The sequence below is a fragment of the Sphingomonas bacterium genome (genome assembly GCF_903642285.1).
Taxonomy (GTDB): Bacteria; Pseudomonadota; Alphaproteobacteria; order Sphingomonadales; family Sphingomonadaceae; genus Sphingomonas.
In genome coordinates this window covers 1-13626 of record NZ_CAHJWJ010000003.1, presented here as the reverse complement: position 1 = coordinate 13626, position 13626 = coordinate 1, and the positions used below count along the sequence as shown (strand labels likewise).

The 13626-nt window shown below is 68.3% G+C and carries 15 protein-coding genes; 5 read left to right on the top strand and 10 right to left on the bottom strand.

Annotated features, from left to right (window positions below; genetic code table 11):
* Nucleotides 1-14: 14 nt before the first annotated feature.
* Nucleotides 15-554 (top strand): HNH endonuclease, encoded by a 540-nt coding sequence (locus HUU99_RS02125; RefSeq protein WP_217430737.1) that lies wholly within the window; start codon nt 15-17, stop codon nt 552-554.
* Nucleotides 547-999, top strand: coding sequence for a very short patch repair endonuclease (locus HUU99_RS02120; RefSeq protein WP_174284926.1), 453 nt, complete (start codon nt 547-549; stop codon nt 997-999). The genes HUU99_RS02125 and HUU99_RS02120 overlap by 8 nt, the downstream gene beginning before the upstream one ends.
* Here the strand turns inward: HUU99_RS02120 and HUU99_RS02115 are convergent.
* Entirely contained in the window at nt 969-2222 is a 1254-nt protein-coding gene (locus HUU99_RS02115; protein ID WP_174284925.1) for an aspartate kinase, read from the bottom strand. The genes HUU99_RS02120 and HUU99_RS02115 overlap by 31 nt on opposite strands.
* A gap of 54 nt (nt 2223-2276) precedes the next feature.
* Here HUU99_RS02115 and ubiG point away from each other — a divergent pair, with 54 nt between their 5' ends.
* Both ubiG and HUU99_RS02105 read left to right on the top strand, forming a co-directional pair.
* Nucleotides 2277-3011 (top strand): bifunctional 2-polyprenyl-6-hydroxyphenol methylase/3-demethylubiquinol 3-O-methyltransferase UbiG, encoded by a 735-nt coding sequence (gene ubiG / locus HUU99_RS02110; protein WP_174284924.1) that lies wholly within the window; start codon nt 2277-2279, stop codon nt 3009-3011.
* Complete coding sequence (locus HUU99_RS02105; RefSeq protein ID WP_174284923.1) at nt 3011-4456, top strand: hypothetical protein; 1446 nt, start codon at nt 3011-3013, stop codon at nt 4454-4456. Before ubiG ends, HUU99_RS02105 begins: the two co-directional genes overlap by 1 nt.
* 1 nt (nt 4457) lies before the next feature.
* Here the strand turns inward: HUU99_RS02105 and HUU99_RS02100 are convergent, their stop codons facing one another.
* The 3 genes from HUU99_RS02100 to HUU99_RS02090 form a co-directional block, all read right to left on the bottom strand.
* Nucleotides 4458-5636, bottom strand: a complete 1179-nt coding sequence (locus tag HUU99_RS02100) for a glycosyltransferase (protein ID WP_174284922.1) — start codon at nt 5634-5636, stop codon at nt 4458-4460.
* Between the two features lie 70 nt (nt 5637-5706).
* Entirely contained in the window at nt 5707-6246 is a 540-nt protein-coding gene (locus HUU99_RS02095; protein ID WP_368039899.1) for a DUF2141 domain-containing protein, read from the bottom strand.
* Nucleotides 6243-7175, bottom strand: coding sequence for a hypothetical protein (locus HUU99_RS02090; RefSeq protein WP_368039898.1), 933 nt, complete (start codon nt 7173-7175; stop codon nt 6243-6245). Before HUU99_RS02090 ends, HUU99_RS02095 begins: the two co-directional genes overlap by 4 nt.
* Nucleotides 7176-7430: 255 nt before the next feature.
* Here HUU99_RS02090 and HUU99_RS02085 point away from each other — a divergent pair, with 255 nt between their 5' ends.
* Entirely contained in the window at nt 7431-8528 is a 1098-nt protein-coding gene (locus tag HUU99_RS02085) for a glycosyltransferase (RefSeq protein WP_174285078.1), read from the top strand.
* Here HUU99_RS02085 and maiA read toward each other — a convergent pair.
* The 6 genes from maiA to pyrE all read right to left on the bottom strand — a co-directional run bounded on the left by maiA (nt 8518) and on the right by pyrE (nt 13239).
* Complete coding sequence (gene maiA / locus HUU99_RS02080; protein WP_174284921.1) at nt 8518-9150, bottom strand: maleylacetoacetate isomerase; 633 nt, start codon at nt 9148-9150, stop codon at nt 8518-8520. The genes HUU99_RS02085 and maiA overlap by 11 nt on opposite strands.
* Nucleotides 9151-9157: 7 nt before the next feature.
* A complete protein-coding gene (locus tag HUU99_RS02075) occupies nt 9158-10237 on the bottom strand; it encodes an AI-2E family transporter (RefSeq protein ID WP_174284920.1) in 1080 nt (359 codons plus the stop codon).
* Nucleotides 10234-11247: a signal peptidase I gene (lepB, locus tag HUU99_RS02070; RefSeq protein ID WP_174284919.1), complete on the bottom strand. Its 1014-nt coding sequence runs from the start codon at nt 11245-11247 to the stop codon at nt 10234-10236. Before lepB ends, HUU99_RS02075 begins: the two co-directional genes overlap by 4 nt.
* Complete coding sequence (gene acpS / locus HUU99_RS02065) at nt 11244-11654, bottom strand: holo-ACP synthase (protein ID WP_174284918.1); 411 nt, start codon at nt 11652-11654, stop codon at nt 11244-11246. The genes lepB and acpS overlap by 4 nt, the downstream gene beginning before the upstream one ends.
* Nucleotides 11655-11799: 145 nt before the next feature.
* Nucleotides 11800-12522, bottom strand: coding sequence for a pyridoxine 5'-phosphate synthase (locus HUU99_RS02060; RefSeq protein WP_174284917.1), 723 nt, complete (start codon nt 12520-12522; stop codon nt 11800-11802).
* A 135-nt stretch (nt 12523-12657) separates the two neighbouring features.
* Complete coding sequence (gene pyrE / locus HUU99_RS02055) at nt 12658-13239, bottom strand: orotate phosphoribosyltransferase (RefSeq protein WP_174284916.1); 582 nt, start codon at nt 13237-13239, stop codon at nt 12658-12660.
* Between the last annotated feature and the right edge of the window lie 387 nt (nt 13240-13626).

Below are 13626 nucleotides of genomic sequence, written 5' to 3'. Positions count from 1 at the left end.
GCGGCAAAGAGCGCGTGCGCCAATTCTTGCTCGCCAAAGTCGGGCAGGTCGTGACGGCGGAACAAGTTCGGACCGCGGCGGGGATCAGCGAATGGGCGCGCCGTTTGCGCGAATTGCGCGACGAGGAAGGCTGGCCGATCCATTCGCACAACGACGATGCTTCACTGAAGCCCGGCGAGTACCGGCTGGTGTCGGTGCCGACCGAACGCAAGGACGTCGCCTTTTCCCGCGCGATTTCCGGCAGGCTCAAGGCGCAAGTCCTCGATCGCAACGGGTTCACCTGCCAGATGTGCGGGCTGACGCCGGGCGACGTGGACCCCGACACCAGGCGCAAGGTTCGCATGCACGTCGGACACATCGTCGACAAGAGCCTGGGCGGCAAGGACGAACTCGCTAATCTCAGGAGTCTCTGCTCGGGTTGCAACGAAGGCGCGAAGAACATCACCGCACAGAAACCATCCACGATCTGGCTGCTGAGCCAAATACGGCGTGCCGGGCTGCACGAGCAACGCGCGGTGTACGATTGGCTCGCGACCAAGTTCGGCGATGGCTGATCGGCTCTCCCCGACGGCACGTAGTACCGTGATGCGGGCGGTCAAGGGGCGGGATACCGCGCCCGAACGCCGCGTCCGTCGCATGTTGCACGCAGCGGGTTATCGGTTTCGGGTGCAATTCCCGTTTCGACGCAAGCGTCTCGACCTGGCCTTCATTAATCGCAAGCGGGTCGTGCTGGTGCACGGCTGTTTCTGGCATGGGCATGATTGCCCACGCGGCCGACTGCCGCAGACCAACACGGACTTCTGGAACGCCAAGATTTCGCGCAACCGAGAACGTGACAACGAAACCATCCTTGCGCTGGTCGCGGACCACTGGACAACGGCGATCGTCTGGGAGTGCGAACTGAAGGACGAGGCGGCCGTTTCCCAACGCTTACGCGCGTTCCTGGGGCCTCCGAAATGGAGCGGCGATCAAGCCCCCTCCACCGCATCCAGCCCATAAGCCGTATGCAGCACCCGCACCGCCAGCTCGGTATAATCCTCCTCGATCAGCACGCTGACCTTGATCTCGCTCGTCGCGATCGCCTGGATGTTGATGCCGCGGTCGCCCAGCGTCGTGAACATCGTCGCCGCGACGCCGGCATGGCTGCGCATGCCGACGCCCACGACCGATACCTTCGCGACATGGGTGTCGGGGACCAGGCTCGCATAGCCGATGTTGTCGCGCGCGCCCTCCAGGACGTCGATGGTCCGCGTCAGGTCGACCGAGGGAACGGTGAAGGTGACGTCGGTCGATCCGGTCGAATGCGCGATGTTCTGCACGATCATGTCGACGTTGATCCCCGCGTCCGCCAGCGGCGCGAAGATCGCGGCGACCGAGCCGGGGCGGTCGCTGACCTTGGTCAGCGTGATCTTCGCTTCGTTCTTGTCGTGCGCGATGCCGGTGATGAGCTGGCGTTCCATGTCGTCGATCTCCTCTTCGCCCACGATCAGCGTGCCGCGGTGGCCGTCTTGGTCGCGGTCGTCCTCGAAACTGGACAGGACGCGAACCCGCACCCCCTCCTTCATCGCCAGCCCGACCGAGCGCGTCTGCAGCACCTTGGCCCCCACGCTCGCAAGTTCGAGCATTTCCTCATACGTCACCCGCGACAATTTGCGCGCGCGGGGGACGATTCGCGGATCGGTGGTGTAGACGCCGTCGACATCGGTGTAGATGTCGCACCGGTCCGCCTTCATCGCCGCCGCCACCGCGACGGCCGAGGTGTCCGATCCGCCGCGGCCGAGCGTCGTCACCCGGCCGCTGCCGTCGACGCCCTGGAAGCCCGGGATCACCGCGACGACCCCTTGCGCGAGCGAGGCATCCAGCGCGGTCATGTCGATCGCCTCGATCCGCGCCGAGGCGTGCGCATCCGAGGTCCCGATCGGCAATTGCCAGCCGAGCCAGCTTCGCGCGGGCACGCCCGCCGCCTGGAGCGCGATGGCGAGCAGCCCGCTCGTCACCTGTTCGCCCGACGATACGACGACGTCATATTCGCGTGCATCGTAGCGCGCGGAGGCTTCGCGACAGAAGCCGACGAGGCGGTCGGTCTCCCCCGCCATCGCCGAGACGACGACCGCGACCTGGTTGCCCGCCTCGACCTCGCGCTTCACGCGGGCGGCGACGATCCTGATCCGCTCGATCCCCGCCATCGAGGTGCCGCCGAACTTCATCACGATCCGTGCCATCGCTGCGTGCCATAATCCTTGTTGGGGGCGGGGCCATCCTGATAGGAAGCGGCCATGGCAAGCGCAAGCACGACGATCGCCCCGCACGAGGCCGCGCATTTCGGTCGGTTGGCGAAGGATTGGTGGGACCCCGCGGGGTCCTCCGCGATGCTGCACACGCTGAACCCGCCCCGGCTGGGCTATATACGCGCGGCGGTGGACGCGCATTGGGGCGGCGATGCGCAGGGGTTCGCGCCGCTCGCCGGCCGCACCGCGCTGGATATCGGCTGCGGCGCGGGGCTGCTCGCCGAACCGCTCGCGCGGTTGGGGGCGGCGGTGACGGGGATCGACGCCGCGCCGGAAAATATCGCGGTGGCGCGAGACCATGCGGCGTCGGGGGGGCTGTCGATCGACTACCGCGCGGGCGGGATCGAAGCGACGGAGGGCGCGCGGTTCGATCTCGTCACCTGTCTCGAAGTCATCGAACATGTCGTCGACCGCGCGGCGTTCGTGGCCGGACTGGCGGGTGCATTGGCGCCCGGCGGATTGCTGATACTGTCGACCCCCAACCGCACGCCGCTGTCACGCCTCGCGCTGATCGGGATCGCGGAGGGGACGGGTCGGATCCCGCGCGGGACGCATGACTGGAACGCCTTCCTGACGCCGGACGAACTGACCGCGCTGCTGACGGCGGCGGGATTGCGGGTCATCGACACGACCGGGCTGGTTCTGTCGCCCGCGCGCGGGTTCGTGACCGGGACATCGACGCAACTCGATTATTTCATGACCGCCGTCCCCGCCCGGGATTGATGCCCGGCCCACCCACGCTGCCCACCGTCGATCGCCATTGGCGCACGCTCGCGCTGCTCGCCCTCGTCGCGCTGGCGGCGCGCGCGGCGAGCTTCGGCGATCCGGTGATCCATGTCGACGAGGAATTCTACCTCACCATGGCGAGCGCGATGCGACACGGTGCGCTGCCGTTCGTCGACATCTGGGACCGCAAGCCTGTGGGGCTGTTCCTGCTGTACCTGCCCGCGGGTGCGCTGCCGCTGCCCTGGTCGGTGCTTACCTATCAGGCGATGGCGCTCGCCAGCCTGATCGCGACCGCGTGGCTGATCGTTCGGCTCGCGATCCGGGCCGGATGGGGGCGCGGCGCGGTGCTCGGCGGGGTCGCCTATGTGCTGTGGCCGGACCTGCTGAACGGCGTCGGCGGGCAGGCACCGATCTTCTACGACCTGCCGATGGCGGGGGCGGCGTGGCTGATCGTCGCGGGCGAAGCGCGACCGCGGCGGCGGGCGATGGGGGTCGCCGCGATGCTGCTCGTCGGCGTGTCGCTGCAGATCAAATATTCGGTCGTGTTCGAAGGCGTGTTCTTCGGGCTCTGGCTGCTGGAGCGGGAATGGCGCACGACCCGGTCGATCGCCGCGGTCGTCGGGCATGGCGGGCTGCTGATCGTCGCCGCGCTCGCGCCGACGCTCGCCGCGCTCGCGGTCTATGCGGCACTCGGTCGGACGGATGCGTTCGTCTACGCAAATTTCCTGTCGGTCCTGCACCGCAATCCCGATCCGGCGTCGGAGATGTTGCGCAACATCGGCACTTTGCTGCTGATCCTGTCGCCGCTGTTGGCGATGGCGGCGCGCGCGCGCGGTGGCGCGGAGGGCGGCGATGCGCGCGTCCGGCGATTCCTGGCGATATGGCTGTGCGTCGCGATCGTCGGCGTCGCATTGTTTCCGCCGTGGTTCGATCATTACGGGCTGCCGATCCTGGTGCCCGGCACGGCCTGTGCGGCGGGGTTCTTCGCGCAGGCCCGCCATCGGCGGATCGGCACCGCGGTGCTGCTGCTGGTCGCGATCGGCGGGCAGGCCACGGTACTGGTCAACCGCGCCGATCGCGGCGACGGCCCCCAGCTCCGCGCGCTCGCCCGGGCGGTGGGGTCGGGGCCGGGGTGCCTCTATGTCTATTCGGGAACGACGATGCTGTATCCGGTGACGGGGCGGTGCCGCGTGTCGCGCTACGTCGTGCCGGCGCATATCAACCGCGCGCGCGAAAGCGGCGCGACCGGGATCGACCAGGCCGTCGAGCTACGCCGCATTCTTGAAAGGCAGCCGGCGATGATCGTGATGCGCCCGCCGTTCCGCGGCGAACGCCCGGACATCCGGGCGCTGCTGCTGGGCGATATCCGTCTTCACTACGGGCTGTCGGCGACCCTGCCGATGGGACGCGAGCGGATCGCGGTCTACAAGCGGATCGGGTGACCTAGGCGACGCGCGCCCGTTTCGCCGCGACCATCGCTTCGTAATAGGCGATCAGTTCCGCGGCATGTTCGCGGTCCGACCGGACCCTGGTCGCGGCGACTTCGGCCGCGCGGCGAAGCATGGGCCGGTCGCGCGCGTATAGCCGGGTGATCGCCGCCGCGCAGCTCGCCGCACTGCGCGCGGTATAGCGTTCGCTCGATCGCGGATCGGCGACCTCGGCACAACCGCCGGTATCGGGGACGATCAGCGGCAGTCCGGACGCCATCGCCTCCGACGCGACCAGCCCGAACGGCTCGGCCTCCGACCCGTGGATCAGCGCATCGCAGCTCGCCATGATCCGCGCCAGCCGCTCGCGATCATAGACCGGGCGGAACAGGCGGATGTGCGGCGATCCGGCGATCCGTTTCTCCATCCGCTTGCCGTCGCCGCCGATGCCGATCTGCACCATGCCGACGGGAATGCGCGCGCCCGCACGCTCGACCGCGTCGATCACCATCGGCCAGCGCTTTTCGGGATGATGCCGCCCGAGCCCGAGGAGCAGCAGCGAGTCCTCGGGCAGGTCGCACTGTGCCAGCAACGCGCGGCGCAGTTTCAGGTCGCGAAAACCGGGCGAGAAATGCTGGCGCTCGATCCCCAGCGGCATCGCCGCGTCGATCCTGACCCCGCGCGCGCCGAGCCGCTTCTGCAACGCGGGCCCGTTGGTCAGGACGGTATCGTATTTCGCCAGGAAGCGGCTCATATACCGGCTGTACCAGGCGAACGCGTCCTCGATCCGCCCCGGGCTCGCCACGCTTTCGAACCAGCGTTGCGGATAGGCGGCGACATTGTCGTTGTGCATGAAGAACGACTTGACCGCCCGTCCCCGCCAGTCGCCGACGATCCAGGCGGGGCGCCAGGGCGAACAGCATTCGACGACATCGGGGTCGATCGCGTCGAGCAGGTCGGTGATCGGTGTCGCGTCCCAGAACAACCCGTAATTGGCGTCGAACGGCAGCGCCGGCGCCTTGACGTAATGGATCCGCCCGCCGCCCGGACGCTCCTCGACCGCATCGGCTCGGCCGGGGGCGATGACGGTCAGTTCATGCCCCATCTCGGACAGGATCGACATCTTGCGATCGATATAGGTGCGGACGCCGCCACCGGCCGGCGCGTAGAATTCGTTGACGTCGACGATGCGCATTGCAGACCTTAGGATTGCTTCAAGCGTTGCTTAACCAACGACGCCGCCAAACCGCTCCCGCCCCATCGATTCAATTGGTCAGCGGGCCGAAGCCGGCGAGCCCGCGCAGATATTGCACGCGGATGTTCGTCACCGTCACGCCCTTGCCGACCTCGACCAGCGCTTCGTCCACGCTCGGTCGCTGCCGTCCGAGCCGGTGGTTGCTCGGAAATCCGGCACCGTCGGACCAGAAGCTGAACTTGTTCTTGCCGTCGCGATTGTGCGTGAACAGCAATGCATAGCGGCCGGGCTTGGGCACCTTCATGCACATCACCAGTTCGCCGGTCGCCGGCGGCTTCATCTCGACGCGGCGGAAGACCTTGCCCTGCGCGATCAGGTCGTGGTCGTCCTTCAGGAAATCGGTCGGATTGTCGGGATAGAGTTCGAGCTTCACGATGCCGGTCCGGTCCTTCAGCCCGGCGACGTTGGCCTGGATCGCGGGCCCTTCGTTCGCCGGACATGCTTCGGCTTCGGCCTGTGCGGCGACCGGTGCCGCCATGCCGAGCGCCACACCGAACGCCATAGCCAGGGTGGGCAGACCGGCGGCAGTCTTCACGAACGCGAACGTCATCCGAATTTCCTCTTCGCCAGTCCGTACAGGCTGAACAGCACGATGAAGACGACATGCACGAGCAGCGTTAGCGCTGCGGTGAACGCCATCAACCGCGACAGCGCCTCCCCCTGCCCGATCAACAGGATCGCGAAGTTGGCGAAAAGAAGGTCCTTGTTGGGCACCAGCGGCAGCCGCGAGACGAGCAGGCGTCCGGCGGCGAGGAACAGCCACATGCCGATCGACACCTCGGGCAGCGCGAAATGCCAGGCGAACGCGATCAGGATCGACCCGGCGACGAGGCGCAGGCAATGCACGCCGAAGATCCACCACAACACGCGCCGCGACAGCGAAAAGACGCGTTTCGAAAAGATCAGAAAGGGTAGCGACATCGCGAAGACGATCACCGCCGACCCGCTGAGCATCTGGACCTGCCCCGTGGTCATCAGCGCGTGACCCAGCGGCAGCGCGACGCCCATCATCAGCAGCGTGACCGCATTGCCGGCGATGGCGGACAGGATCGACACGTCCTTCACCGCACCGAACGGTGCCGCGACCATCGTCGCGCGCGCGCGTGCCCAGGCGTAGAAATACGCTTCGCCCAGATATCCGAGGACGACGTCGTTCGCGATCCGCTTCTTGATGAGCGCGGCCAGACCGCCGCCGAGCGGAATGCCCCATAGCCGACGGAAGATGACATAGTCGCCGATCGGCAGCGACATGTAGAGCAGCGCGAAAAAGAGATAGAAACGCGAGTCGACCGGCACCGAGCGGCCGAGCCCCGCCAGCCCGGAGCCGAGCAATTGCCGCCCGAGCCCGACGATCATCGCGAGGGTCAGCGCCGTGCCGGCGATGGCGGACCAGTGGCGGCGCTTGGACGGCAATGGTTCCAGCCCGGCGATATCGACGACCGCGGGCATTGCGGTCGGCAGCGACTTCGGCGCGAGCAATCCGGGTACGGTTGCGGTGTCGGTCGTCAGCGGGAAGCCCCTCGGATTGCCTTGCGCATGCTGTTCTCGTTGTTGCCGACGGATCGCGCGACGGGGCTAGACGATATACGATATTGCCCGCGGATGAACGACGCCGCCCGCGGATACGATCCAGGCGTCCCTTGCGCGCTCGACGCGGTCCGCGCAATATTCTCGCCGCGGGTCGCGGAACGCATCCTCGCGCCCGGCGCGCAAGCCGGTATAGCGGCACGGCCGATGACCATTGAACCGACTCGTCTCCACATCCTGACCTACGCCCAGACGCTTCGCGGCGGCGGGGTGGAGCTGGCGATGTTGCGGCTCGCGGCGGGGTGGATCGCCGCCGGCCACCGGGTGACGCTGGTGGTCGGTGCAGCGGAAGGGCCGTTGATGGCGAACGTCCCGGCGGGGGTCGAGCGCGTGGCGATCGGGTCGCGCCGCTATCTGGCGATGCTGGCGCTGCCCGTCATCGTCCGGCGACGATGCCCCGATATCCTGTTCTGCCCCGGCAATCATTATACCGCGGTCGCCGCCTGGACCGCTTTGTGGCTGCGCGGTTCGCGTCCACCGATCGTCGGCAAAGTATCGAACGCGCCCGATCGTGCCGATCATGGCCGGCTGTTCGCCGCCGGATATCGCGCCTGGATGGCGCTGCACGGCCGTTTCCTGGATCACGCGGTGGCGATGACCGCGGCGACCGGGGTCGCGGCGGCGGCGGCGATGCGGATGGCGGGGCGTATCAGCGTGATCGCTAACCCGCCCGCGATGCCGCATCCGCCCGCGCATCCCGGTGTCCCGGCCGCGCCGCCCGTCGTCGCGACCGACCGGCCCTATATCCTCGGGGTCGGTCGCCTGGTCGTTCAGAAACGCTGGGACCGGCTGGTCGCCGCCATCCCCCGGCTCGCGCGGCGGGATATCGTGCTCGCGATCCTGGGCGACGGACCCGAACGCCCCGCGCTGCAGGCGCAGGCGGCGGCCCTGGGAGTGGCGGACCGCGTGCTGCTGCCGGGTCACGCGGCCGATCCCTTCCCCGCGATGACGCACGCGTGCGTGCTGGCGCTGCCGTCCGAATATGAAGGCGTGCCGGGGGTGCTGCGCGAGGCCTTGTCGGTCGGCACCCCGGTCGTCGCGACACGGTCCAGCGTGGCGGTGGACGAGATCGTGACCGATGCCTCGCTCGGCAGCATCGTCGACTGCGACGATCAGGACGCGCTCGTCGTAGCACTCGACCATTGGCTCGCCGACGACGTCGTACGCCCGGCTCCGGTCGTGCCGCCGGGTGCCGACTCGGCGGCGCGTTATCTCGCCTTGTTCCACAGCCTCGTCACGGCTTGAAGCGATCGGGATGCGCGGCGGCAAAGGCGGGCAGCACCGTACATGCCGCCTCCGCCGCCAGCAGCCGCGGCCAGCCGTCCAGCGGCACCGCGAACCGGCGCGCGTTGTAGAGCTGCGGCACCAGGCACAGATCGGCGACACCGGGAGCCGCGCCACCCAGGAACGGCCCGTCGCCGCGCCGCGCAATCTCCTCCAGCGCGCCCAGTCCGACCGCGATCCAGTGGCGATACCAATCGTCCTTCGCCGCCTGATCCGCGCCGAACTGCACCCCCAGCCGCCGCAGCACGCGCATATTGTCGATCGGATGGATGTCCGCCGCCACGACCAGGGCCATCGCCAGCGCCTGCGCGCGGGCGACGGGATCGGCGGGGTGGAGCGGCGGATCAGGCCAGGTCCGGTCCAGCCAGTCGACGATCGCGAGGCTCTGCGTCAGCGGCGTCCCGTCGACGACCAGCGTCGGCACCAGCCCCTGCGGATTGACCGCGACGTTCGCCGCCGCCCCCTGCGCGCCGCCGATCAGGTCGACCGCGACACGGTCGTAGGCGACCCCCTTGAGGTTGAGCGCGATCCGGACGCGGTAGCCGGCGGAGGAGCGCCAGTAATCGTAGAGGACGATCGCCATGCGCCGGCTACCGGTCGGCCTCGATGTCGCCCTGGCGTTCCGACCGCCGTTCCAGCGCGACCTTGATCAGCGCGGTCATCGGATCGGCGAGCATCAGCCCCAATATGCCGAACAGCGCGCTCGCCAGGATCTGCATGCTGAGCGTCAATGCGGGCGGCAGGTCGACCGTCCGCCGGGCGACGATCGGGACGACGACATAGCCGTCGAAGCTCTGCACGATCGCCCAGGTGACGAGCGCCCACAGACCGGTATGCGGTCCGGCGCTGAACCCGACCGCGATCATCAGCGCGCCCGTCACGAACGCGCCGATATTGGGGACGAACGCCATGATCCCCGCGATGATGCCGAGCACCAGCGCCATCGGCACGCCGCCGGTCGCCAGCGCGATCCCGGTCAGCACGCCCTCCGCCGCCATCCCCACCAGCCGTCCGGCGAGCAGCCGGCGGAGCGTTGACCCCATCCGCTTGGTCGTCACCGCGAATTCGGCGCGGCTGTCGCTCGGCACCATCCACACCAGCCCGCGTTCGTAGATGCGCGGTTCCATCGCGAAGAACAGCCCGAGCACCAGGATGAACACCGCCGTCGTCAGCACACCGAGCGCGCTGCCGACCCAGGATGTCAGCTTGCCGACCTGCCCCGCCGCCTGGTGGAGCATGCCGTTGACGTCCGACGCACCGAGCATGATCCCCTTGCCGTTCAGCCATCCGGTCACCCGGCCGACCTGCGCGATCACCGTCGCCTGAAGCTGTGCGAACTGATCGGTCAGCTGGACGCCCATCAGATAGAAGGTGCCGAGCAGAAACGCGACGACCAGCAGGACGATGATGAGCAGCCGGAACCCCCGCCCGATCTTCAGCACCCGTCCGAGCAGCCGGACGCCGCCGTCCAGCATCGCCGCGAACACCAGCCCGGCGAAGATGATCAGCAGCGGCTGGATCAGCACGATGACCAGTGCCATCGCCGCGATCAGCCCGAGCCAGACGCTCGCCTTCTTCAGCTCGGCGCGGATCGCGGGGTCGGTCAGTTCGCTGGGGGCCAGCGCTTGAACGATCACGGGCCCCGTGTCGCCCTGCGCGTCGCCGCTCATTTGCCGGCGGCCGGCGGCGCGGCGTTTTGCGGATGCAGCGACTGACCCGCGCGACTACCGCGGAGCGATCCGAACCAGGTCAACGGGTTCCATCCCGCGGTAGCGTCGAGGCTGAAGGTGATGAATTCGGCGCGACCTCCGATATTCTCGAACGGCACCGGGCCACCCAGACCGCGTTCGATCCCGCCCAACGGAAAGCGACTATCGGCGCTGTGGTCGCGGTTGTCGCCCATCAGGAAGACATGGCCCGCCGGAATCGTGATGGGGTGCCCGACATGATAGTCGTCGCCCTGGCTGCCATCGATGTCGTCGACCGTATCGAAGGTGCGCCCGCCCGGCAGCGTTTCGGTGACCACGGGAAGGCGGCAGGAATTATATCCCTTGGCATTGGGCACGATCGTTCCACCGCCGCAGGTTTCGCCGTCCGGCGTCATGTCACCGCCGTAACGCGCGATATCCACGTCATGCTTCGGGCCGCGCTTCACCGGGACGCCGTTCAGGATGACCGTGCCGCCGCGCACCTCGAGTCGGTCGCCGGGCAGGCCGATGACGCGCTTGATATAGTCGCTGCTGGTGCCCGGCGGCGTCACGATCACGACGTCGCCCCGTTCCGGCAGGCGACCGAGAAGCCGGCCGTGGATGAAAGGAAGTTGAAACGCCCAGCTTTCCTCGGGCTCGTGCAGCACCAGACTGTCGAAGATGGCAACCGGGTTGGGGATCGTCGGCGAAACGAACGACCAGCCATAGGTGAACTTGCTGACGACCAGCCTGTCGCCGACCTGCAGCCCCGGCAGCATCGATTCGGACGGGATGTAGAAGGGTTTGGCGACGAAGCTGTGGAAGCCGAGTACGATCACGATCAGCCAGAAGATGCCCTTGATCTCGCCCCACCAGTCGGTGCCGCGCTTGGCCGTCGCGGCACTGCCGTCGGCGCCGACGCCATCGGCGGCTATGCCGTCGCCGCCCGGCCGGGCCGTGCCGTCTTCACCGTCCAAGGCCACGTCCTTCATATCGCCGGTTCCCGAACCGCCTCGATGATCACAAAGGCCTGCGCCCAGGGATGATCGTCGGTCATCGTCAGATGTATGCGTGCGCCGTGGCCATCCGGTATCATCGCGTCAAGCCTCGCCTTCGCGCCGCCGGTCAGCACCAGGGTGGGCGCGCCCGAAGCTGCGTTCACCACGCCGATGTCGCACATGAATACCCCGCGGCGAAAGCCGGTGCCGACCGCTTTCGAGAACGCCTCCTTCGCGGCGAACCGCTTGGCGAGCGTTCCCGCCTTGGTGAAGGGGCGTCTAGCCGCCTTGGCACGTTCGGTATCGGTGAAGACGCGGCGCTCGAACCGGTCGCCGAACCGGTCGAGCGACGCCTGGATGCGGTCTATGTTGCAGAGATCGGAACCGAGACCGAGGATCACTTAAATCCTCCCCAATATGGGGAGGGGGACCATCCGCTTCTTCAGCGGATGGTGGAGGGGGATCACCGCGAGCGATCCACTCGCGGTGATCCCCCTCCACCAGCTTCGCTGGTTCCCCTCCCCGTCCCGGGGAGGATTTGCGCGCCTACCCACGCGCCGCATCCATCGCATCGCGCATCGTCCGCACCGCGTCGCCCAGCCCGACGAACAACGCCTCGCCGATCAGGAAATGCCCGATGTTCAGCTCGCGGACGTGGCGGATCCCCGCGACGGGCCCGACATTGTCGAACGTCAGCCCGTGCCCCGCATGCACCTCGATCCCGTTCTTCATTGCCAGCGCCGCAGCATCCGCCAACCGGCGAAGTTCGCCCTCGCGATCCTCGCCTTCCAGATCGGCGTAGCGCCCGGTGTGAAGCTCGACGACCGGCGCACCCAGCCGCAGCGCCGCGTCGATCTGGCGCGCGTCGGGTTCGACGAACAGCGATACGCGGATCCCCCCCGCCGCGAGCGAGCGCACCATCGGTACCAATCGCTCGAACTGTCCGGCCGCATCCAGCCCGCCCTCGGTCGTCACCTCCTCGCGCTTTTCGGGCACGATGCATGCGGCGTGCGGCCGGTGGCGGAGCGCGATGCCCAGCATCTCGTCGGTCGCGGCCATTTCCAGGTTGAGCGGGATCGTCAGCGCCGCCGCCAGCCGCGCGATATCGTCGTCGGTGATATGCCGCCGATCCTCGCGCAGATGTGCGGTGATCCCGTCCGCCCCCGCCTCCGCCGCCAGCAGCGCCGCGCGCACCGGATCGGGATAGCCGACGCCGCGCGCGTTGCGCACGGTCGCGACGTGATCGATGTTGACGCCCAGTCTCAACATGACACCCTCAACATGCGACCGCGCTCAACAGGTCGCAGGCGAAGCCCTTGCCCTGTCGGATCTCGTCGATCGGGAAATCGTACGAGCCGGAAGGGTGAGGGCGAGCCGCGATCGCGAGCGCTACGACGGACGGGATCACGCCGCCCGGCTCCCCGGCTTCACCGCCGGGATCGCCGCCAGTTCCGGCGGCAGCGCGTCGGCGGTATAGGTCGGCACGTCCAGGCGGATCAGCGGATAGAACGGCACGCCCAGATCGACGCCGCCGCCCGACCGGTCGACCAACGCCGCCGCCGCGATCGTCTCGCCGCCCGCCGCGGCGATCGCCTTGATCGCCTCCTTCGACGACAGCCCGGTGGTGACGACGTCCTCCATCATCAGCACGCGTTGCCCCGGTGCCAGCCGGAACCCGCGGCGCAGCCCGAACACGCCGTCGGGCCGTTCCAGGAACAGCGCCTCGACTCCCAGCGCGCGCGCCATCTCGTGCCCCGCGATCACACCGCCCATCGCGGGCGACACGACGATGTCGATCGCCGAGCGCACCTCCGCCGGCAATCGCGCGACCAGCGCCCAGGCCAGCCGGCTCCCCCGCGCCGGGTCCATCAATACGCGCGCGCACTGCAGGTAACGCGGGCTGCGCAACCCCGACGACAGGATGAAATGCCCCTCCAGCAGCGCGTCGGCGGCGCGGAATTCGGCGAGCACGTCATCGTCGGTCATGCGGATCGGCTCCCTCGCGCGTCATAGGGCGCAACGCGTTGATCGAGCCCAGCGATTAGGGATCGACGCGCCGTCGCGCAACGCAAAGCAACGCGTAGGCCAGAAACCGGCGCTCGGTGCTTGAGGCGGACCCCCCTGCCGCGTATAGGCATGGCCGAACCGGCAATTTTATTGTCCGGGAACCCGCACATGTCCCGCCAGGACCATGTCGATACGCGGCTTTCCGGTTTGGGGTGACGACAGGGATGCGCAATATGGGCTTCAGGACTTTGGCGATCGCAGCCGGGCTGGCACTGGCCGGGCTTGCCGGTACCGCGGGTGCCGCTGCGCCGCAGGCCGCGGCCGCGCCGGCCGGCATCACCGCCACCGCGCCGACGACCGCCGCCG

Coding starts and splice junctions, on each gene's coding strand:
- HUU99_RS02120 (WP_174284926.1), top strand. CDS start 547: ATGGCTGATCGGCTCTCCCCGACGGCACGTAGTACCGTGATGCGGGCG.
- HUU99_RS02115 (WP_174284925.1), bottom strand. CDS start 2,222: ATGGCACGGATCGTGATGAAGTTCGGCGGCACCTCGATGGCGGGGATC.
- ubiG (WP_174284924.1), top strand. CDS start 2,277: ATGGCAAGCGCAAGCACGACGATCGCCCCGCACGAGGCCGCGCATTTC.
- HUU99_RS02105 (WP_174284923.1), top strand. CDS start 3,011: ATGCCCGGCCCACCCACGCTGCCCACCGTCGATCGCCATTGGCGCACG.
- HUU99_RS02100 (WP_174284922.1), bottom strand. CDS start 5,636: ATGCGCATCGTCGACGTCAACGAATTCTACGCGCCGGCCGGTGGCGGC.
- HUU99_RS02095 (WP_368039899.1), bottom strand. CDS start 6,246: ATGACGTTCGCGTTCGTGAAGACTGCCGCCGGTCTGCCCACCCTGGCT.
- HUU99_RS02085 (WP_174285078.1), top strand. CDS start 7,431: ATGACCATTGAACCGACTCGTCTCCACATCCTGACCTACGCCCAGACG.
- maiA (WP_174284921.1), bottom strand. CDS start 9,150: ATGGCGATCGTCCTCTACGATTACTGGCGCTCCTCCGCCGGCTACCGC.
- HUU99_RS02075 (WP_174284920.1), bottom strand. CDS start 10,237: ATGAGCGGCGACGCGCAGGGCGACACGGGGCCCGTGATCGTTCAAGCG.
- lepB (WP_174284919.1), bottom strand. CDS start 11,247: ATGAAGGACGTGGCCTTGGACGGTGAAGACGGCACGGCCCGGCCGGGC.
- HUU99_RS02060 (WP_174284917.1), bottom strand. CDS start 12,522: ATGTTGAGACTGGGCGTCAACATCGATCACGTCGCGACCGTGCGCAAC.
- pyrE (WP_174284916.1), bottom strand. CDS start 13,239: ATGACCGACGATGACGTGCTCGCCGAATTCCGCGCCGCCGACGCGCTG.